This window comes from Streptococcus sp. HMSC072C09 (assembly GCF_001813105.1).
Lineage (GTDB): Bacteria > Bacillota > Bacilli > Lactobacillales > Streptococcaceae > Streptococcus.
This window is the reverse complement of sequence record NZ_KV811505.1, coordinates 16,217-37,650: the sequence shown is the minus strand read 5'-3', so window position 1 is coordinate 37,650 and position 21,434 is coordinate 16,217. Positions and strand designations below refer to the sequence as shown.

The 21,434-nt window shown below is 45.3% G+C and carries 19 protein-coding genes and 1 pseudogene; 18 read left to right on the top strand and 2 right to left on the bottom strand.

What is annotated here, in order from left to right; genetic code table 11:
• Positions 1 to 118 precede the first annotated feature (118 nt).
• Positions 119 to 460, bottom strand: coding sequence for a metal-sulfur cluster assembly factor (locus HMPREF2893_RS09655; RefSeq protein WP_003010891.1), 342 nt, complete (start codon positions 458 to 460; stop codon positions 119 to 121).
• Positions 461 to 630: 170 nt separating this feature from the next.
• On the opposite strand from HMPREF2893_RS09655, the gene hisS reads away from it, so the two are divergent.
• The 16 genes and pseudogenes from hisS to HMPREF2893_RS09580 all read left to right on the top strand — a co-directional run bounded on the left by hisS (position 631) and on the right by HMPREF2893_RS09580 (position 18,429).
• Positions 631 to 1,914 carry a histidine--tRNA ligase gene (gene hisS / locus HMPREF2893_RS09650; RefSeq protein WP_049483577.1) on the top strand — a complete coding sequence of 428 codons (1,284 nt, stop codon included), beginning with the start codon at positions 631 to 633 and terminating at the stop codon, positions 1,912 to 1,914.
• A gap of 161 nt (positions 1,915 to 2,075) precedes the next feature.
• Entirely contained in the window at positions 2,076 to 3,560 is a 1,485-nt protein-coding gene (thrC, locus tag HMPREF2893_RS09645) for a threonine synthase (protein WP_049483576.1), read from the top strand.
• A gap of 50 nt (positions 3,561 to 3,610) precedes the next feature.
• The gene (locus HMPREF2893_RS09640; protein WP_070675913.1) at positions 3,611 to 4,888 is read left to right on the top strand and encodes an MATE family efflux transporter; all 1,278 of its coding nucleotides are present in this window, start codon (positions 3,611 to 3,613) and stop codon (positions 4,886 to 4,888) included.
• On the top strand, positions 4,885 to 5,514 hold the full coding sequence (locus HMPREF2893_RS09635) for an HAD-IA family hydrolase (protein WP_049483574.1): 630 nt from the start codon (positions 4,885 to 4,887) through the stop codon (positions 5,512 to 5,514). The genes HMPREF2893_RS09640 and HMPREF2893_RS09635 overlap by 4 nt, the downstream gene beginning before the upstream one ends.
• Positions 5,515 to 5,782: 268 nt before the next feature.
• On the top strand, positions 5,783 to 6,211 hold the full coding sequence (locus HMPREF2893_RS09630) for a MarR family winged helix-turn-helix transcriptional regulator (protein WP_049483573.1): 429 nt from the start codon (positions 5,783 to 5,785) through the stop codon (positions 6,209 to 6,211).
• A gap of 15 nt (positions 6,212 to 6,226) precedes the next feature.
• Positions 6,227 to 6,589, top strand: a complete 363-nt coding sequence (locus tag HMPREF2893_RS09625) for a DUF1304 domain-containing protein (protein WP_049483572.1) — start codon at positions 6,227 to 6,229, stop codon at positions 6,587 to 6,589.
• A gap of 504 nt (positions 6,590 to 7,093) precedes the next feature.
• Positions 7,094 to 8,452: an anthranilate synthase component I gene (gene trpE / locus HMPREF2893_RS09620; protein ID WP_070675911.1), complete on the top strand. Its 1,359-nt coding sequence runs from the start codon at positions 7,094 to 7,096 to the stop codon at positions 8,450 to 8,452.
• A pseudogene (locus HMPREF2893_RS11250) lies at positions 8,449 to 9,009 on the top strand (aminodeoxychorismate/anthranilate synthase component II); the annotation flags it as partial. The gene trpE and the pseudogene HMPREF2893_RS11250, both read left to right, overlap by 4 nt.
• A 9-nt stretch (positions 9,010 to 9,018) precedes the next feature.
• On the top strand, positions 9,019 to 10,023 hold the full coding sequence (gene trpD, locus HMPREF2893_RS11245) for an anthranilate phosphoribosyltransferase (protein WP_070676000.1): 1,005 nt from the start codon (positions 9,019 to 9,021) through the stop codon (positions 10,021 to 10,023).
• Positions 10,020 to 10,787 (top strand): indole-3-glycerol phosphate synthase TrpC, encoded by a 768-nt coding sequence (trpC, locus tag HMPREF2893_RS09610; RefSeq protein WP_070675909.1) that lies wholly within the window; start codon positions 10,020 to 10,022, stop codon positions 10,785 to 10,787. Before trpD ends, trpC begins: the two co-directional genes overlap by 4 nt.
• Positions 10,774 to 11,361, top strand: a complete 588-nt coding sequence (locus tag HMPREF2893_RS09605) for a phosphoribosylanthranilate isomerase (RefSeq protein ID WP_070675907.1) — start codon at positions 10,774 to 10,776, stop codon at positions 11,359 to 11,361. The genes trpC and HMPREF2893_RS09605 overlap by 14 nt, the downstream gene beginning before the upstream one ends.
• Complete coding sequence (gene trpB, locus HMPREF2893_RS09600; protein ID WP_049515058.1) at positions 11,351 to 12,556, top strand: tryptophan synthase subunit beta; 1,206 nt, start codon at positions 11,351 to 11,353, stop codon at positions 12,554 to 12,556. The genes HMPREF2893_RS09605 and trpB overlap by 11 nt, the downstream gene beginning before the upstream one ends.
• Position 12,557: 1 nt before the next feature.
• A complete protein-coding gene (trpA, locus tag HMPREF2893_RS09595; RefSeq protein ID WP_070675905.1) occupies positions 12,558 to 13,334 on the top strand; it encodes a tryptophan synthase subunit alpha in 777 nt (258 codons plus the stop codon).
• Between the two features lie 141 nt (positions 13,335 to 13,475).
• Positions 13,476 to 14,939, top strand: coding sequence for an alpha-L-fucosidase (locus tag HMPREF2893_RS09590; protein WP_070675903.1), 1,464 nt, complete (start codon positions 13,476 to 13,478; stop codon positions 14,937 to 14,939).
• A 257-nt stretch (positions 14,940 to 15,196) separates the two neighbouring features.
• Positions 15,197 to 17,842 carry a DNA polymerase I gene (gene polA, locus HMPREF2893_RS09585; protein WP_070675901.1) on the top strand — a complete coding sequence of 882 codons (2,646 nt, stop codon included), beginning with the start codon at positions 15,197 to 15,199 and terminating at the stop codon, positions 17,840 to 17,842.
• 134 nt (positions 17,843 to 17,976) lie between these two features.
• Entirely contained in the window at positions 17,977 to 18,429 is a 453-nt protein-coding gene (locus tag HMPREF2893_RS09580) for a CoA-binding protein (protein WP_021154247.1), read from the top strand.
• Between the two features lie 57 nt (positions 18,430 to 18,486).
• Here HMPREF2893_RS09580 and HMPREF2893_RS09575 read toward each other — a convergent pair whose 3' ends face one another.
• A complete protein-coding gene (locus HMPREF2893_RS09575) occupies positions 18,487 to 19,356 on the bottom strand; it encodes a DUF975 family protein (RefSeq protein WP_070675899.1) in 870 nt (289 codons plus the stop codon).
• A 150-nt stretch (positions 19,357 to 19,506) separates the two neighbouring features.
• Here HMPREF2893_RS09575 and tgt point away from each other — a divergent pair, with 150 nt between their 5' ends.
• Together tgt and rpsJ are read left to right on the top strand one after the other, a co-directional pair.
• Entirely contained in the window at positions 19,507 to 20,649 is a 1,143-nt protein-coding gene (tgt, locus tag HMPREF2893_RS09570) for a tRNA guanosine(34) transglycosylase Tgt (RefSeq protein WP_049515053.1), read from the top strand.
• A 432-nt stretch (positions 20,650 to 21,081) separates the two neighbouring features.
• Positions 21,082 to 21,390 carry a 30S ribosomal protein S10 gene (rpsJ, locus tag HMPREF2893_RS09565; protein ID WP_003009585.1) on the top strand — a complete coding sequence of 103 codons (309 nt, stop codon included), beginning with the start codon at positions 21,082 to 21,084 and terminating at the stop codon, positions 21,388 to 21,390.
• Positions 21,391 to 21,434: the final 44 nt, after the last annotated feature.

The following is a 21,434-nucleotide window of genomic DNA, read 5'->3' as shown; positions in this document are numbered from 1 at the left end:
AAACGAGGAACAAACTCTGATGGCAGAGTTGGTGTTCCTCGTTTTTTTATTATGGATTGGATCCCCAAAGAGGCTTTCCTTCATTAAGTTGACTGCGTTTCTTAAATGGTAATGATTGTTATCGTGGTGGAAGACCAAGGGCGATGCGCCCGTATCGGCTGATTCGTGTAATTTTCCAAGCGGGTGACCAAGTTACTTCAACCTTGACATCTTCGATCCCCTCGATTTCTTTTAGGCGAGCGACGATTTCGATCGGAAGGCTCTCAGCACAGCTACAAGCCGTATCGGTAAAGGTCATAACCACCTTGCAAGTGCCGGCTTCATCTAGATGGATCTCGTAGATCAGTCCTAGGTTATAGACATCTAACTCAACATCGGTATCAAATACAAGCTCCAATTTTTCGATTAACGGCTTCTCTAGTGCCAGGGCGCGGTCATTGATTTTGATATCCTCTCTCATCGCAAGATCCTTTCAGTGTAGTATGGCTTCCATTTTCTCATAATTCGGCTGATAAGGCAAGAAGAGAAAGAGGTTTTGAAGGTGTCGAACGAAGGAAATTCGGTCCAGCCTCCATTTCTCTTCGAATTTGTGGTAAAATAGAGGCAAAAGTAAGACAAAGGATGAAGGCTATGAAATTACAAAAACCAAAAGGGACCCAGGATATCCTTCCTGGCGATTCAGCGAAATGGCAATATGTAGAAGGCTTTGCACGCAAGGTCTTTGCGCGATACAATTATGATGAAATCCGCACACCGATCTTCGAACATTATGAAGTCATCAGCCGTTCAGTAGGGGATACGACGGATATCGTTACCAAAGAAATGTATGATTTCTATGACAAGGGAGACCGTCATATCACGCTTCGTCCAGAAGGAACAGCTCCTGTTGTCCGCTCCTATGTAGAAAATAAACTCTTTGCGCCTGAGGTACAAAAACCAAGTAAGTTCTATTACATAGGCCCAATGTTCCGCTACGAACGTCCTCAAGCAGGTCGTTTGCGTCAATTCCACCAAATTGGGGTAGAATGCTTTGGATCGAGCAATCCTGCAACGGATGTTGAAACGATCGCGATGGCGGCACAATTTCTTAAAGAATTGGGAATCGACAATGTAACCTTGCACCTGAACACTTTGGGAAGTCCAGCCAGTCGTCAGGCATATCGTCAAGCCTTGATCGACTACCTCTTGCCAATGAAGGATCAATTGTCTAAGGATAGTCAACGCCGTTTAGAAGAAAATCCGCTTCGTGTCTTGGATTCAAAAGAAAAAGAAGACAAGGTGGCTGTTGAACAAGCTCCTTCCATCTTAGACTACCTAGATGAAGAAAGCCAAGCACATTTTGATGCGGTTCGTCGAATGTTGGAAGACTTGGGGGTGGCCTATGTCATTGATACCAACATGGTGCGTGGCTTAGATTATTACAACCACACGATTTTTGAGTTTATTACAGAAATTGAAGGCAATGAATTAACTGTCTGTGCGGGTGGTCGCTATGATGGTTTGGTCGAATACTTCGGTGGCCCTGCGACAGCTGGTTTTGGATTTGGGATTGGTCTGGAACGGATTCTTCTCGTCCTTGAAAAGAAAGGCATCGAATTACCGATCGAAACAGGCCTAGATGCCTATATCGCCGTCCTAGGAGATGAGGTCAATGAAGCAGCCCTTAGCTTGGTTCAAGCTCTTCGAATCCAAGGTTTCAAAGTAGAGCGTGACTATCTTGGACGTAAGCTCAAGGCACAATTTAAGTCAGCCGATGTCTTTGCGGCCAAGGCCTTAATTACCTTAGGAGGTAGTGAGGTTGAGAGCGGTCAAGTAACCGTGAAAAACAATCAAACCCGTCAAGAAGTAACAGTTGCTCTTGAAAGCTTGAAGCAGGACTTCCAAGCCGTTTTAGTTGAATTAGGATTAGCATAAAAAAGAGCAAGCCTAGAGCTTGCTCTTTCTGTGTGTTCAGAAAAGATCTGGATTTTCTGCTTTCTAAGAGCATTAATTCCGAATATTTGGTGAAAAGCCAATAAATTTCCAAGCCTTTTATGATATAATGAGAAGATAACAAGTAAAGGAATGAATCAGTCATGACACTAGTTTACCAATCAACACGAGATGAAAAAAATACCGTAACAGCCAGTCAAGCTATCCTTCAAGGTTTAGCGACGGATGGTGGCTTGTTTACCCCCATTGCATACCCTCAAGTAGAGTTAGATTTTGACACCCTCAAAGACGCTTCTTACCAAGAAGTGGCCAAGCTTGTCTTGTCAGCATTTTTGGACGACTTTACAGCAGAAGAGTTGGACTACTGTATCACCAACGCCTATGATAGCAAGTTTGATACACCAGTCATTGCGCCTCTTGTCAAACTCGATGGCCAATACAACTTGGAACTCTTCCACGGTTCAACCATTGCCTTTAAAGACATGGCCTTGTCTATCTTGCCTTACTTTATGACGACAGCTGCCAAGAAGCACGGTTTGGAAAACAAGATTGTCATCTTAACCGCGACTTCTGGAGACACAGGTAAAGCTGCCATGGCAGGTTTTGCGGATGTTCCAGGTACGGAAATTATCGTCTTTTATCCAAAAGACGGTGTCAGCAAGGTACAAGAGTTGCAAATGACGACTCAAACGGGGGAGAATACCCATGTGATCGCCATTGATGGAAACTTTGACGATGCTCAGACTAATGTGAAGCATATGTTCAACGATGTGGCCCTTCGTGAAAAATTAGCAGCCAACAAGATGCAATTTTCATCAGCCAACTCGATGAACATTGGCCGTTTGGTGCCTCAGGTTGTCTATTACGTATACGCCTATGCGCAATTGGTCAAGACAGGTCAAATCACAGCTGGAGAAAAAGTCAATTTCACTGTTCCAACAGGAAACTTTGGAAATATCTTAGCTGCTTTCTATGCTAAACAAATTGGTCTTCCAGTTGGGAAATTGATCTGTGCATCAAACGAGAACAATGTTTTGACAGACTTCTTTAAAACACGCGTCTATGATAAGAAACGCAGCTTCAAAGTAACCACTAGTCCATCGATGGATATTTTGGTCTCTTCAAACTTGGAACGCTTGATTTTCCACTTGGTTGGCAATGATGCCACAAAGACCAAAGAATTGATGGAAAACCTCCTTGCAACAGGTCAGTACCAATTGTCCAACTTTGATGCAGACATCTTAGATTTGTTTGCGGCTGCATACGCAGATGAAGCAGAAACTGCTGCAGAGATCAAGCGGGTCTATGAAGCGTCTGATTACATCGAAGACCCTCATACAGCCGTAGCATCAGCCGTTTATCAAAAATACCGGACCCAAACAGGGGATACTGCTAAAACAGTCATTGCCTCTACAGCAAGTCCTTATAAATTCCCAGTTGTGGCAGTAGAAGCGGTGACGGGCGAGACAGGTCTAGGTGATTTCGAAGCCTTGGCTAAATTACACACACTCTCAGGTGTTCCTGTGCCACCGGCTGTAGACGGCCTTGAAACTGCACCGGTTCGCCATCGTACAAGCGTGGCAGCCAAAGACATGCAAGCAGCCGTAGAAGACTACTTGGGACTTTAATTCTTCCTATTAGAAAGATCAAAAGAGCCGTTTGGCTCTTTTCTATACGCATGAATTCATACAAAAAAATCTTAAACATCGCCCTTCCTGCCATGGGTGAAAATTTCTTACAAATGCTGATGGGCATGGTGGACTCTTATTTAGTGGCTCACCTGGGCTTGATTGCCATTTCAGGTGTTTCCGTCGCAGGGAACATCATCACCATCTATCAAGCCATCTTTTTGGCACTGGGTGCAGCAGTTGCCAGTGTCATGTCTAAAAGCTTGGGTGAAAAAAATCAAGAAACCATTGCCTACCATGCGACAGAGTCGCTGAAGGTGACCTTACTGTTGAGTGCTCTCTTAGGAGGGGCTTCGCTGTTATTTGGGCGCCAGATGATTTCGCTGTTGGGAACTGAAGCTGCAGTAGCTGAAAGTGGAGGAATTTACCTTTCCTTGGTCGGTGGGACTATTGTTCTCTTAGGCTTGATGACGACCTTGGGCTCCTTGGTTCGGGTGGCCAACAATCCACGTCTGCCTATGTATATCAGCTTGTTAACCAATGTTTTAAATGCTCTATTCTCCTCTGTGGCCATTTTCCTTTTTGGCTGGGGCATTGTCGGCGCGGCCTTGGGGACTGTGCTGGCCCGTGCGATCGGCGTCTTCCTCTTGTGGCAAAAAGTCCGGTTGCCCTTTGCCCCCCTTCGTTGGGGATTGGATCGTAAGCTCTTGAACTTAGCACTTCCAGCTGCCGGAGAGCGGCTGATGATGCGGGCTGGAGATGTGGTGATTATTGCGATTGTGGTTGCTTTTGGAACAGAGGCAGTCGCAGGAAATGCCATCGGAGAGACCTTGACCCAGTTTAACTACATGCCGATGTTTGGAGTGGCCACAGCGACGGTCATGCTCGTAGCACGGAGCCTCGGTGAAGGTGATCTTGAGCAGATTGATCGCCTTCGAAAGCAGTCTTACTGGTTGTCTTTCATGTTGATGTTGCCCATTGCCTTGGGAATCTTTTTTGGGGGCACCTTTCTGACCCATCTCTACACACAAGATGCGAAAGCGGTAGAAGCTAGCCTTTCGGTTGTCCTCTTTTCTTTGTTAGGAACGCCGTTTACAGCAGGAACGGTCATCTATACAGCTGTTTGGCAAGGCTTGGGAAATGGGAAACTTCCATTTTATGCAACGACCATTGGCATGTGGATCATTCGAATTGGAGCCGGTTATCTGCTTGGAGTAACTCTTGGCTTTGGCCTTCCAGGAGTCTGGACGGGGACACTGCTCGACAATGGCTTTCGTTGGCTATTTTTGAGTCAGCTTTATAGACGAAAAGTAGGAGAGAGAAAATGACAAAACGAGCCTTTATTTGGGATTTGGATGGGACCTTGCTGGATTCCTATGATGCTATTTTGGCAGGTCTTGAGGAGACCTATGCAACTTATCAGCTTCCGTTTGACCGAGCCAGCATTAAAGATTACATCTTGAAGCATTCGGTTCAAGATCTTTTAGTAGCCGTGGCGGAGGAGTATCATCTGGATGTGACGGACTTAAATCATCGCCGAGCAGAAAGTCTAGCAGAGAAAAATGCCCAGGTCCTTCTGATGGAGGGGGCGCATGATGTCTTATCTTGGGGGAAGGATGCTGGGATCGAGCAGTTTGTCTATACCCATAAGGGAGAGAATGCCTTTGTCATCCTGCGGGACTTGGGTTTGGAAGCTTTTTTTACAGAAATTTTGACCAGTCAAAGTGGTTTTGCTCGCAAGCCTGACCCGGAAGCTGCCATGTATCTGATGGATAAGTACAGGTTGGAGCCAGAAAATACCTACTATATAGGGGATAGGAGCCTGGATATTGACTTTGCAAGAAATAGCCAGATTCAGAGTATCAATTTCTTGACATCTGACTATGAAGGTAATCATCAGATAGAAAGTTTATTAGATATTCCAGCTATTTTAAACGTTGAAAAGAATCTGTAAAGAATTTGTTTTCATTTTGAAATAAAGTCGTAAGCTTTCTTTAAGAAATGTCCGCTATAATAGAACCATAAACAAAGACCTCCTAACTTTGTTTAGAAAAATCCTAAAACTTTTCTTTTTCATAATAATCTCCCTAAGAGTCGCCCAATCAGGCGGCTTTTTTTGTGCGAAAGAATAGTGCAAGCTCTTTTTCTTGCCAGGAGATGATAAATGGTTTATAATTGACCGATCAATTGTTGATTTATCAAAAAAGAATTGGAGAAGGAATATGACAGAAATAAATGATTTGCTCTACCAACTACGTTTGGCAGATCAATCGACTACACAGCTATTTGAAAAGCGGCTAGGGATTAGCCTAACACGCTATCAAATCTTGCAGTATCTATTAGAACAAGCACCTTGCAATCAGATCGCGGTTCAGGAACGCTTGCAGATTGATCCAGCAGCTTTAACCCGGCATTTCAAAATACTAGAAAAGGAAGGGTTTGTTCATCGGAGTCGAAATCCAAAGAACCAGCGGGAAATCGTAATCCATCTGACAGATACGGCCTATAATTGGTTGGTCAATCGCCCTCCTCGCTATCATGTAGCGGTGAAAGAACAGATGAGCCGCATTTTAAACGCTCAAGAACAAGAGCAATTTTCTTACCTACTGGATAAATTAGTGTCTGGTATTGAACAAATAACGATTGAATAAAAAGGAGAATCTACAATGTCATTACTGACGATTATTTTAGCGAGTCTTGCTGCGCTGGAGCATTTGTATATTTTTTATTTGGAGAGTATCCGAACCACATCTGATACCACCAGTCGGGTTTTCAACATGGATAAAGAAGAACTCGCTCGCCCATCTGTGACCTCCTTATTTAAAAATCAAGGAATATACAATGCCTTGATTGGTGTCTTCCTCTTGTATGGATTGTTTGTGTCCAAAAATATTGAAGTCGTTACGATTTTTGTGCTCTTTATTATTGGAGCTGCGGCCTACGGTGCGATGACAGCCAATAAAAAGATTATCTTGACCCAAGGCGGTCCTGCAATTTTAGCTTTGTTGAGTATCCTATTATTGGGATAAAAAGGACGGGCCGCTAGGACTCTTTGAGCTGATTTTATTAAATTAGTGTAGAAAAAAGTATAAAAAAAGACTAAAAATTTTATTGACTTTCGAAGAAAAAGGGTTATAATGGTAGCAACAGAAAAGTAATGAGTCAGCTATTTTCAGGGAGCTTGTGGGAATTGTGAACAAGCAATAGCGACTGATGAAAATTGGACTGTTATGATCAATGAATTCTAACCCATGTGAATTCGGTTGGCACCCCTTACCGTGCAACTCCTTGATAGAGGAGATAGAGATGTAGGGAAAGACCAGCTATTTTTCCCTATAAAAGAGGTGGCACCGCGGACACTACGCCCTCACACAGTTTTTTGTGTGAGGGCTTTTCTATGTGCCTTAGCGAGCGAAGCGAGCTTAGGCACATTGATCCCAAAGCGAGAATTGAGCGATGGGATAACCTTGATCGCCTTAGCAAGCGACGTTACGATTCATTAGAAAAAGAGTTCTAAAAGAGAGGTTTCTGATATGAAAAAAGTTTTATCTGCTGATGTGTTGAGTCCAATTTTGGCTTATATGCGTTTGGATGCGCCCCATAAAATGATCTTGGAGTCGATCCCTCGTGAAAAAGAGAATGCGCGTTTTTCAATTGTAGCCTATCGGCCAGTCAGTGAAGTCAAGTTTGAAAATGGCGTCCTCTATTACAATGATCAAATTATCGAAGAGGATCCTTTGGACTTTTTGAATCGCATCACGGTCAAAACGAAAACTTCCGAAGAACTCCCTTTTAACGGTGGGGCGATTGGATTTGTCGGCTATGACTTGATTGGCCTCTATGAGAACATTGGTTCCATTCCTGAAGATACGATCGGCACACCAGATCTTCACTTTTTCTTATATGAGAGCTATGTGATTTTTGATCACAAAAAGGAAAAGGTCTATGTGGTGGAAGAGAACCTCTATAGTGGACGGAGTGAAGCAGAGCAAGCATCGAGCTTGGAGCAAGTATTAGCACAATTGGCAAGACCTGCAAAAGAAGAGTTTCAGGACAAGGACCTGCATGCGCTTCATTTCCACAATCATTTGGAGCAAAAAGAGTTTGAGGAAATGGTGGCCCTAGCGCGGGACTATATTCGAAAAGGAGATATGTTCCAATGCGTGCTTAGTCAACGTTTTTCAGCTGATTTTTCAGGTAAACCATTGGATTATTACCGCAATTTGCGCGTGACCAACCCTTCGAATTATCTCTACTTTTATGATTTTGGGGAGTACCAAATTATCGGTGCCAGTCCAGAAAGTCTAGTGTCGGTCAAGGATCGAGTGGTGACAACTAATCCCATTGCGGGCACGCGTCCCAGAGGGATCGATGAAGAGGCTGATCGGCAATTGGCAGCTGATTTGACAGAGGATCCAAAAGAAGTCGCAGAACACCGGATGTTGGTAGATCTAGGGCGCAATGATATTGGTCGTATCGCTCAAAATGGGTCAGTTGAAGTGACCAAATATATGGAAGTGGAATTCTTCCGTTATGTGATGCACTTGACGAGTGTGGTCAAGGGTCAATTACTTCCTGGACTAGCCTCTATTGAGGCTCTGAAGGCAACTCTTCCAGCTGGTACCGTTTCGGGTGCTCCCAAGATTCGAGCCATGAAGCGAATCTATGAGGCAGAAAAAGAGAAACGCGGGGTCTACGCAGGTGCTATTGGCTATCTCTCTGTGACGGGGGATCTTGATTTTGCTATTGCGATACGAACCATGATCCTCAAAAATAAGAAGGCTTATGTGCAGGCCGGAGCAGGAATCGTTTATGATTCGATCGCTGAAAATGAATACCAAGAAACCGTCAATAAGGCAAAATCGATGACAAGGATTGGAGAAGAAGGATGATTTTATTAGTCGATAATTACGATTCATTTACCTACAATTTAGCACAGTATATCGGAAAATTTGATGAGGTCCAGGTGCTTCGAAATGATGATCCGGACTTGTACCAAGTTGCCCAAGAAGCAGATGCCTTGGTCTTTTCTCCAGGTCCAGGTTGGCCAAAGGATGCGGGCAAGATGGAGGAGATGATCCGAGATTTCGCGGGGATCAAACCAATCTTGGGGATTTGCTTGGGGCATCAAGCGATTGCGGAAGTTTTTGGAGGGCGCTTGGGATTGGCACCACAGGTCATGCATGGCAAACAAAGCCAGATCCAGCTAGAAGCTCCTTCTCCGCTATATGCGGGTGTCGCAAAAGAAGTCCCAGTCATGCGCTACCATTCGCTGACGATTGAAGACATGCCAGAGGATTTTGTCATTACCTCTCGAACGACGGATGATCAAGCCATTATGGGAATTCAAAACCGTAGCTTACCGATTTATGGTTTTCAATACCATCCAGAAAGTATCGGAACGCCAGATGGGCTCAAGACCATCGAAAATTTTGTCAAACTAGTCAAGGAGCGGAAGATGAAACAAGTGCTTGCAAAAGTAGCAGAAGGAATGGATCTAACCAGTGCAGAGTTAGAAGCTGCTATGGAGGAAGTCGTTGCTGGTCGTGCTTCAGAAGCACAGGTGACGGCCCTTCTTCTAGGTCTCAAAATGAAGGGGGAAACGGTTGAAGAGCGGACGGCTATTGCAAAAGTGATGCAGGCCTATGCAGTCGCTATTCCTACAGAAGTTCAAGGAGCGATGGACAATTGTGGAACTGGGGGCGATCGTTCGTATAGTTTCAATATTTCAACAACAGCTGCCTTCGTCCTTGCTGGTGGTGGCATCAAGATGGCGAAACACGGAAATCGTTCGATCTCTTCTAAATCTGGTTCTGCGGATGTGCTAGAAGCGCTAGGGATTAACCTTGATTTGGGTCCAGAAGACTTGGGACGAGTGTTTGAAAAGGCGGGAATTATCTTCCTATTTGCCAAAAATCTGCATCCTGGCATGCGCTATATTATGCCCGCTCGCTTGGCGCTAGGGGTTCCAACGGTGATGAACTTAACCGGTCCTCTTATCAATCCGATTCCTCTAGAAACCCAGCTATTGGGAACCAGTCGTCCAGATATGCTGGAAAGTACGGCAGAGATTCTAAAGAATTTGGGAAGGAAACGCGCAGTGGTGGTGAGTGGTCCACAAGGTTTGGACGAGGCAGGCCTTGATGGGGAAACCCAGCTCGCTATTCTGGAAAATGGACAGGTTACCTTATCCAGCTTTCAACCAGAAGATATCGGAATGGAGCGCATTGAAATTGATCAAGTACGTGGTGGAGACGCCAAACGCAATGCGGAAATTTTGCTCAGCGTCTTGAAGAATGAAGCGAGTCCCTTCTTAGAGGTGACGGTCTTAAATGCAGGCCTTGGTTTTTATGCCAACGGCAAGGTAGATTCTATCAAGGAAGGGATGGCCTTGGCACGTGAAGTGATTGCCAGTGGGGCTGCCCTTGAGAAATTGAGATTATTACAGGAGTATCAAAAATGAGTCAAGAATTCTTGCCAAAGATTCTAAAGGAAAAGGCGCGTGAAGTGGCTGCGATGAAAGAAGAGGAACTCCAACCGTTGCGTGAGACCTACCGCTTGTATGATTACCTAAAGAGTCATCCAGAAAAGCTTCAGGTCATTGCGGAAGTGAAAAAGGCCAGCCCGAGTCTGGGAGATATTCATGTCGATGTGGATATCGTCGCTCAGGCTAAGACTTACGAAGAAAATGGGGCCGTGATGATTTCTGTCTTGACCGATGAAGTGTTTTTCAAGGGCAGTATCGAGTATCTCCGGGAAATATCTAGTCAAGTACGTATCCCCACCCTCAACAAAGATTTCATTGTGGATGAAAAGCAAATAATTCGGGCGCGAAACGCAGGGGGAACCGTGATCTTGTTGATTGTTGCAGCCTTATCAGAGGCTCGTCTGAAAGAACTCTTCGATTTTGCGACCCATCTTGGCCTGGAGATCTTGGTGGAGACCCATAATCTGACAGAACTAGAGGTTGCTCACCGGATTGGGGCTCAGATCATAGGGGTCAATAATCGCAACTTGGTGACCTTTGAGACAGATCTTCATACTAGCCTTGAATTGGCGACAAGCTTTGAACAAGAACCGGTTTACATCTCGGAGTCTGCTATTTTCACAGCAGCAGACGCGCGCATGCTGGCTCCTTATTTTAATGGCATTCTCGTTGGGACAGCCCTCATGAAGGCAGACAATGTGGCTGAAAAAGTAAAGGAGTTGCAGATTGACAAAGGTTAAAATTTGCGGATTGTCCACTCCAGAAGCTGTCCAGACAGCTGTTGAAGCTGGTGCAGATTACATTGGTTTTGTCTTTGCACCAAGCAAACGGCAAGTCACGCTGGAGCAAGCCCGGCAGTTGGCTACAGGCATTCCAAAGGGGGTTCAAAAAGTCGGTGTTTTTGTATCACCACAAAGAGAAGAAGTGGAGCAAGCTTGCCAGGTTGTGGGCTTGGACCTGATACAAGTGCATGGACCGATAGATGATAATATCTTGCAAGAGCTTCCCCAACAAACGATTCGCGCTGTTCAAGTGGGAAAAGATGCAGCTCTTCCTGAGACCAGTGCCGATTATCTGCTCTTTGATGCTCCTGTAGCAGGAAGTGGAGAGACTTTTAACTGGCAAAAGCTCGAAAGTCAAAACTTTACAAAGCCCTTCTTTATTGCAGGAGGCTTGACGGTAGACAATGTAGCAGATGCCATTAGCTTCTTTCATCCTTATGCGGTGGATGTATCCAGTGGGGTCGAGACAAATGGAATAAAAGATCAAGAAAAGATAAAACGATTTATAGAAAGGGCCAAGCATGGCATATAAACAACCAGATCAAAACGGATTTTACGGGCGGTTCGGGGGACGATTTGTCCCTGAAACCTTGATGACAGCAGTTTTAGAATTAGAAGAAGCCTACAGAGAAAGTCAAGCAGATCCTTCTTTTCAAGCAGAATTGGATCAGCTTCTGAAACAATATGTCGGTCGGGAAACACCGCTCTATTACGCTAAAAATCTTACCAAGTATGTCGGTGGAGCCAAGATTTTTCTTAAAAGAGAAGACCTCAACCACACAGGGGCTCATAAAATTAATAATGCCCTAGGACAGGTTTTATTGGCACATCGGATGGGCAAAAAGAAGATCATCGCAGAAACAGGGGCTGGACAGCACGGTGTTGCAACGGCAACGGCTGCTGCTTTATTTGATATGGAATGCACCATCTACATGGGGGAAGAAGATGTCAAACGCCAAGCCCTCAATGTCTTTCGGATGGAGCTGTTGGGCGCCAAGGTTCAATCAGTAACAGATGGCTCGCGTGTCCTCAAGGATGCGGTCAATGCTGCCCTTAGAGCCTGGGTAGCAAATGTGGAGGATACCCACTATATCATGGGTTCTGCTCTAGGACCTCACCCATTCCCAGAGATTGTCCGTGATTTTCAAAGTGTCATCGGTCGAGAAGCTAAACGCCAATTTGCAGAGCAAAATGACGGTGCGCTACCAGATGCAGTCTTAGCCTGTGTAGGAGGCGGATCGAACGCTATTGGGCTCTTTTATCCTTTTGTTGAAGATACATCTGTTGCCATGTATGGGGCAGAAGCTGCTGGCCTTGGAGTGGATACAGACCAGCATGCAGCAACCTTGACCAAGGGGCGTCCGGGAGTCCTTCACGGCGCCTTGATGGATGTGTTACAGGATGCTCATGGACAGATTTTAGAAGCCTTCTCGATTTCAGCAGGTCTCGATTACCCAGGAATTGGGCCAGAGCATTCTTATTTCCATGAGATCAAGCGGGCAACCTATGTGCCTGTGACAGACCAAGAAGCGCTAGAAGCCTTTCAATTGCTTTCGAAAGTAGAAGGAATCATTCCAGCTCTAGAATCGAGCCATGCTATCGCCTATGCGGTGAAGTTGGCCAAGGAAATGGGGCCTGAAAAATCTATGATCGTTTGCTTATCAGGTCGTGGGGACAAAGATGTGGTACAAGTCAAAGACCGCCTAGAACAAGAGAGGGGAGAGTAAGATGGGAAAGACCTTAACAGAGCATTTACAAAAGCTGAAAGATCAGCAGCAAGGGATCTTTGTTCCTTATATTATGGCAGGAGATCATGAAAAAGGCTTGGCAGGTTTGCAGGAAACCATCCAATTTTTGGAGGAGCTTGGTGTCTCAGCTATTGAGGTTGGCATTCCTTTTTCGGATCCGGTGGCAGATGGTCCTGTGATTGAAGAGGCGGGACTACGAAGTTTAGCCCATGGGACGACGACAGAGGAACTGGTGCAAACGATCCAGCACTTAGAGACAAGTGTTCCTTTGGTCATCATGACCTATTTCAACCCCTTGTTCCAATATGGGCTCGAAAACTTCTTTAGAGATGTAGAAGGAACAGCGGTCAAGGGAGTGATTATTCCGGATCTCCCTCATGAGCATGCGGATCTGGTAGAGCCTCTATTAGTGGATAAAGACATTGCTTTGGTGCCGCTAGTGAGCTTAACCACAGGAATCGAGCGTCAGAAGAAATTGATCCATGATGCAGAAGGATTTATCTATGCCGTTGCTGTCAATGGAGTGACGGGGAAAGCTGGTAGCTATCGAGATGACTTGGACCATCACTTGGCCCAATTACACGAAATAGCGTCCATTCCTGTTTTAACAGGTTTTGGAGTTTCCAGCATGGAGGATGTTCACCGTTTCAACAAGGTCTCAGATGGAGTGATTGTGGGGTCCAAAATCGTTAAGGCTCTCCACCAAGGGGAGACAGACGCCATCGCTCGTTTTATTTCTCAAGCAGTGAAGGGCTAGAAGCTTCATTTCATTCATCATCAGCTTGATTCTCCTAGATCAAGCTCTTTGTCTACTATTTTAAACATTCCCCTCGTTTGTCTTTACAAACGAGGCTTTCTCGTTACAATAGAGGTAGTAACAAGAAAAGAGGAGAAGAGAATGATAAGCCTTGAAGAGATTGATCAAGTCGTCCAGTCAGGTCCTTTTGAACCAACCTGGGACTCTCTTAGCCATCAAATCTGTCCAGATTGGTATCGAGATGCCAAATTTGGAATGTTTATCCACTGGGGCGTCTACAGTGTACCTGCCTTCGGTTCAGAATGGTATTCGCGAAATATGTATATCCAAGGCAATCCTTGCTATGACTATCATCGAGAGCATTTCGGAGACCAGGCTAGCTTTGGTTACAAGGATCTCATTCCTCTTTTTACAGCCGATCAATTTGATCCGGCATCTTGGCTGGATCTCTTTCAAAAAGCGGGAGCCCAGTATCTTTTTCCAGTTGCGGAGCACCACGATGGTTTTCAGATGTATGCCTCTACTCTCTCGCCTTATAATAGTTTAGAAATGGGGCCGAGACGAGATGTCTTAGGAGAGCTGAGGGAGGAAGCAGAAAAACGTGGCCTGCACTTCTGTACGTCCTCTCACCGGGCAGAACACCAGTTTTTCTTTTCACATGGCAAGGAATTCACTAGTGACATTCCGCAAGAAGTCCCAAGAGACAGCCTTTATTGGCCAGCGGAGCCAGAGCCCAAGGATCATTTTGATCTGACTTCCAAGCCTTATCCAAGCAAAGAATTCTTGGAAGATTGGCTGTTGCGAACCTGTGAACTGGTGCGGGACTACCAGCCAGAGCTCCTTTATTTTGACTGGTGGATCCAGCATGAGAGTTTCCGTCCCTACTTGATGCGCTTTTTGGCTTATTATTACAATCTAGCAGCACAAGAGGATCGCAAGGTGGCTGTTTGTTACAAACAGGACGCCCTCCCTTTCGGTTCAGGAATCGTTGAAATGGAGCGGGGAGGATACGGAGAGACGCAAGCCTTTCCGTGGCAAATGGATACCGCGATCGCCCGTAATTCTTGGTGCTATACCCAGGATCTAGCCTACAAGACCAGTAAGGAATTGCTACAAAATTTAGTTGATGTTGTGGCAAAAAATGGCAATCTTCTGCTCAATATTGGACCCAAGGCAGATGGCACGATCCCTGAGCAAGACCAAGACATCCTCACAGAGATCGGGGACTGGCTGGCGGTAAATGGAGAAGCCATTTATCAGAGTCGGCCTTGGCGGGTGTCATCGGACGGACCGACCGAGGCCCAGGAAGGTTCCTTCTCAGACGGGCAAGCGCTACTCTATACCAGCCGAGATTTCCGCTATACCATGCGTGATGGTTTTCTTTATGCTATCCAGCTGGAACCAAGTGGAAGGACGGAAGAGTTGACCTTGCCGTCTCTCGCCTATGATCTCAAGCAACCGAGAATTCTTCATGCGCGCATTCAAAAGCTAGAGCTCCTTGGAGAAAGTCAGCCCCTTTCTTGGAGCCAAGATGAGACAGGGCTCCATCTTCAGTTACCAGCTTGTAGTAGAAAACAACCGCGTGTTTTGCGCCTCAGCTTTTAGTTTTCTTGAAGCTTTCTATAAGGAATCGTTTAGGTTTCTCTTGTATACTGTACTCATCCAATAAGAAATGAGGTACAGAAAATGAAAATCTCAGTTAATTATCCAAAACGCTTTAAGAAATTGCCACAACAAGGTTCTTGTTACGGCGAATAAACACTTCTCTTCATTTTTCATAAGAAACTCCTAAAGAAGGCTCTACCCGAAAGGGTAGAGTTTTTATGTACCAGAGACCTTGTGATTCGTGGTATAATAGGCCTATGGAAAAAAAGAATAAATTACTACTCATCGATGGGTCTTCCGTCGCTTTTCGTGCCTTTTTCGCACTCTATAATCAAATCGATCGCTTCAAAAATGCCAATGGTCTACATACCAATGCGGTCTATGGCTTTAATCTCATGTTGAGCCATCTCTTGGAGCGCATCCAACCAACCCATGTTCTCGTCGCTTTTGATGCAGGAAAGACGACTTTTCGGACGGAGATGTATGCCGACTACAAAGGGGGCCGTGCAAAAACTCCAGATGAGTTCCGCGAGCAGTTCCCTTTCATTCGCGAGCAATTAGACCATCTAGGAATTCGCCACTATGAGCTAGCTCAATATGAAGCAGATGATATTATTGGAACGCTGGACAAGTTGGCAGAATCAACTTCTGTTCCTTTTGATGTGACTATCGTTTCTGGGGATAAAGATTTGATCCAGCTGACAGATGACAACACAGTGGTTGAAATCTCAAAAAAAGGAGTGGCAGAGTTTGAAGAATTCACTCCAGCCTATCTGAAAGAAAAGATGGGACTGACACCAGAGCAATTTATCGACCTCAAGGCCTTGATGGGAGATAAGTCGGATAATATCCCAGGTGTCACTAAGATTGGAGAAAAGACCGGGATCAAACTGCTCCTTGAGTATGGCTCCCTCGATGGTATTTATGAGCATATCGATGAGATGAAGGCTTCTAAGATGAAGGAAAACCTCATCAACGACAAGGAGCAGGCCTACCTATCCAAGACCCTGGCGACCATCGACACCAATGCGCCTATCGAGATTGGTCTGGATGACATCACCTATACGGGTCCTCATCTAGAAAATCTTGCCAAGTTTTATGAGGAGATGGGCTTCAAGCAACTCCGTCAGGCCTTGGATCTCAGTGGAGAAGAAGCAGCTCCTGTAGCTATTGACTATACAGAAGTCGAGCAGGTCACTTCAGATATGCTCACGGAAGATAGTTTCTTCCATTTTGAGATTTTTGGGGACAATTACCATACGGAACCCATCATCGGTTTCGCATGGGGGACCAAAGGTCAGCTCTACGCGAGTACAGATACTGGTCTTTTACAAACACCGATTTTCAAAGAATTTCTCGAAAAAACGCCCCTCAAGGTCTATGACTTCAAACGGGCCAAGGTCTTGCTCAGCCACTTGGGCATTACCCTTCAAAATCCCGCGTTTGACAGTCGATTGGCCAAGTATCTCTTGTCGACCGTAGAGGACAATGAAATTTCAACCATTGCGAGTCTCTATAGTCAGATTGCGCTGCCGCTGGACGAAGTCGTTTATGGCAAGGGAGTCAAAAAAGCTATCCCAGAGAAGGCGGTCCTATTGGAGCATTTGGCACGGAAAGTCGCTGTTCTACTGGATACCGAAGAGCCTATGATGGAGCAGTTGCAAGCCCATGACCAACTAGATTTACTCTATGATATGGAGCAACCGCTAGCAGCTGTTTTGGCCAAGATGGAAATCGCGGGGATCAAGGTAGAGCGCCAGACCCTAGAAGACATGCAGGTGGAAAACGAAGTGGTCTTGGAACGCTTGACTCAAGAAATTTACGAGCTGGCAGGCGAAGAGTTTAATATCAATTCTCCAAAACAATTGGGGGTCATCCTCTTTGAAAAATTGGAACTTCCTCTTGAATACACCAAAAAGACCAAAACCGGCTATTCAACAGCCGTTGATGTCTTGGAACGCCTGGCTCCAATTGCCCCGATTGTGTCTAAGATTCTTGAATACCGCCAAATTGCTAAGATCCAGTCGACCTATGTCATCGGTCTTCAAGATTGGATTTTGGAAGATGGGAAGATCCATACCCGCTATGTACAGGATTTGACGCAGACAGGCCGTTTGTCCAGTGTGGATCCCAACCTGCAAAACATTCCTGTCCGTTTGGAACAAGGTCGTCTTATTCGTAAGGCCTTTGTCCCAGAAGAGGAAAACAGTGTCTTGCTGAGTTCGGACTATTCACAAATCGAACTGCGCGTCTTGGCCCATATTTCGGGAGATGAGCATTTGATTGACGCCTTTAAACATGGGGCAGATATCCATACATCGACTGCTATGCGAGTTTTCAATATTGCAAAACCTGAAGATGTGACGCCGAACGACCGTCGCAATGCAAAAGCAGTAAACTTCGGTGTGGTTTATGGAATTTCCGACTTTGGACTGTCTAACAACCTAGGGATCAGTCGAAAAGAAGCCAAGGCTTATATTGAGACCTACTTCGAACGCTACCCTGGCATCAAGGACTATATGGAGAGAGTGGTACGGGAAGCGCGTGATAAAGGCTATGTGGAGACTCTCTTCAAGCGTCGTCGGGAGATTCCAGATATCAATTCTCGCAACTTCAATGTTCGAGGCTTTGCGGAGCGGACAGCTATTAACTCACCGATCCAAGGATCTGCAGCAGACATCTTGAAAATTGCCATGATCCACTTGGACCAAGCGCTAGAAAGAGGAGCATACAAGACCAAGATGCTTCTTCAAGTGCATGATGAAATCGTTCTGCAAGTGCCAAGTGATGAACTGGCAGCGATCAAAGAACTAGTCAAAGAGACCATGGAATCCGCTATCGAACTTGCAGTACCACTGGAAGCTGATGAGAACGAAGGCAAAACATGGTATGAAGCCAAATAAGATTAAGTTTGTTCAAAACAGAAAGCGGTAGGAAACTTTTCAGTTTCCTACCGCTTTTAACGACAAACACTTGCAATGCCCTCCGTATTGTTATACTATTTAAAGAAAGGAAACGCATACAAAAGGAGATTCTTATGGCTTATTCATTTCGCAATCCTAGTGATGGCATTATCAAACATTACCTAGAAACGAGCAAGATCATCGCTGTAGTTGGATTATCTGATCGTGAAGACACAACCAGTCATCGTGTCAGTAAGGAGATGCAAGAGCGGGGCTATCGGATTATTCCTGTTAATCCTCGTGCAGCCGGTGGCCAGATTCTTGGGGAGACGGTGTACGCTAGCTTGCAGGAGATTCCTTTCCCAGTAGATATCGTCGATGTATACCGTCGCAGTGAGTTTTTACCAGATGTGGCACGTGATTTTATTGAGACGGATGCGAAAATTTTCTGGGCACAATTGGAGCTGGAAAATCAAGAAGCAGAAGAAATCCTTCGTGGAGCTGGACGAGAAGATATCGTCATGAACCGCTGTATCAAACGGGAACACACCCGACTGATCTTAGGAGACTCCCTATACGGTTTATAAATGATAAACAATTGATATAGAAGAAAACCCCAGCTTGCTGGGGTTTTCTTCTTACTCTTATTCAGTTTCATGGCTTGGATGGCCTGTAAAATGGCGCGGCCCTTGTTTAATCTGCTTGATTTGATCATAAAAGGCAATTTGGCAGTTGATAAAGTAAGGCATGGTATAAAAGCCGATGACATCGCGCGTGAAGTAATTCAAGAAGTACCAACCAATCAAGGTTAGATCGAGCACCAAGCGATTGCTGCGGAACCCTTTCATGGTTTCACGACTTTGGCGAAGGACTCCAAAGGCTCCCTTGTAGTCGCCGTCTCGTAATTGCTCATAGAGGATCAATTCGACCAAGTTGAGACTGTAGTATTGTGGCAGGTAAAAGAGGAGGCCAATCAGGCCAAGTATGACACCAGCAGTCATCAGAGGCATTTGTTGCATGAGAGATTGGAATTCAGGACTGGAAGCACTCAGAGTGCTAGGGTTGCTCACCTTATCGTAGATCGCTAAAAATCGAATGCTGGCGTAGGTGCTGATGAGACTCCCCACATAGAGGATGAGTCCCCATAAAAAGAGGACGGCTTGCTTCAAGATCAAGGTGGCAAATACAGAGGTAAAGCGATCTTGTTTAAAGATATCTAAGACACGTGTTCGGTGTTCGATCTTGGGATTAATCGTATCTAAATAGCTAAAAGTCGCACCAACCACTAAAATGGAGATGACAAAGGAGACGACAGAAGGAAAGAGTTGCCGCTGGATCATGTAGATACTTGCTTGCTGCAAGGTCATATCCGGTAGTAGATCGACCAGATCTTGCCCGCTTAAGAGAAAGTTAGCAAGAATGGTCAACAGGACCGGAAGAGCAAAAAGGATAGCTAAGCCCGGTTGCTGGACTTGCATGGTACGTGCCCGGAGGCGAATCAATTTAAGGTTCATAGATGACACTCTCTTCATAGTAGTACTTTTTATTATAACATAAGTCCGTGACAGAGCCGGTAAAATTTGGTACAATCGTACAGGTGCTCACAGGAAAACTGTGACAGGAATAAGAAGGCTGGGACTGTTTTTCCCAGTACGGAGGTAACCATGACAGATTCACCGATTCAATATCGATTAATCAAAAAAGAAAAGCATACAGGTGCTCGTCTGGGAGAAATTATCACCCCTCACGGGACCTTCCCAACCCCAATGTTTATGCCTGTAGGGACTCAGGCAACCGTTAAGACCCAATCGCCAGAAGAACTCAAGGAAATGGGTTCCGGCATTATCTTGGCCAACACCTACCATCTCTGGCTTCGTCCCGGGGACGACTTGGTCGCAAAAGCAGGAGGACTGCACCAGTTCATGAACTGGGACCAGCCGATTTTGACAGATAGTGGAGGCTTCCAAGTCTATTCATTAGCGGATACCCGCAACATCACCGAAGAAGGGGTAACCTTTAAAAACCACCTCAACGGCTCGAAGATGTTCCTATCTCCAGAAAAGGCCATCTCCATCCAAAACAATCTAGGAAGCGACATCATGATGTCCTTTGATGAATGCCCTCAGTTCTATCAGCCCTATGATTATGTGAAAAAATCAATCGAACGGACCAGTCGTTGGGCAGAACGTGGCCTAAAGGCTCACCGTCGCCCTCATGATCAAGGTCTTTTCGGGATTGTCCAAGGGGCTGGATTTGAAGACTTGCGCCGTCAGTCTGCTCAAGATTTAGTCAGCATGGACTTCCCAGGCTATTCCATCGGTGGCTTAGCTGTTGGGGAAAGCCATGAAGAGATGAATGCCGTGCTTGATTTCACTACTCCGCTCTTACCAGAAAACAAGCCACGCTATCTCATGGGAGTAGGAGCTCCAGACAGTCTGATTGATGGCGTTATTCGTGGAGTGGACATGTTTGACTGTGTCTTGCCGACGCGGATTGCGCGAAATGGTACCTGTATGACTAGCCAAGGTCGCCTAGTAGTGAAAAATGCGCAATTTGCAGAAGACTTTACACCGCTGGATCCCGAATGTGATTGCTACACTTGTAAGAATTACACCCGAGCTTATCTTCGCCACCTCCTCAAGGCAGATGAGACCTTCGGCATTCGCTTGACCAGCTACCACAACTTGTATTTCTTGATCAGCCTCATGAAGCAGGTCCGTCAAGCCATCATGGATGACAATCTCTTAGAATTCCGTGAGCATTTCGTCGAAAAATATGGCTATAACAAGTCAGGACGGAATTTCTAGAAATAGATAAATAGGAAGAAAAAAGACTACAGCCATCTGAGAATAATAGAAATAACTGCTAGACGCAGTGGTTGATTGGTATCTTTGTTCGCTTGTTAAGCTCCAAAGATAACCTAATCAACTGTGCGGGGGCGAGACGACGAACAAATTGGATATAAATTTGTTCTGTCTCGCTCCCTTTTTCCTATATAATAGCAACTTTTTTAGCACGCTTTTTCTTTCGAAAACACTTTCATCAAAAAAACGAAAAAAATCTTCTCAAATCCCTTGCATTGGGCCTTTGTTTGTGTTAAACTACTATGGTGCTGTGAAAAACAGCTATTAGCTTTGATGCAAGAGGTTGCGACACGCTCGGTTGCATTGCCACGCAACGCGCGTCGGTTTTCTTGTGGAGCTAGCCTATTATCTTAAATAGACGAAAAGGAGAAAAAGATGGCAAACAAAAAAATCCGCATCCGTTTGAAAGCGTACGAACACCGTACACTCGACACAGCGGCTGCAAAAATCGTAGAATCAGCTACTCGTACAGGTGCACAAGTTGCGGGGCCAATCCCACTTCCAACTGAACGTAGCCTCTACACAATCATTCGTGCGACTCACAAATACAAAGATTCTCGCGAACAATTCGAAATGCGTACACACAAACGTTTGATCGACATCATCAACCCAACTCAAAAAACAGTTGACGCTTTGATGAAATTGGATCTTCCAAGTGGTGTAAACGTAGAAATCAAACTTTAATCTAAAGCTTGATCTAGAGCATAAAAAACGCTCGTTAAAAACTT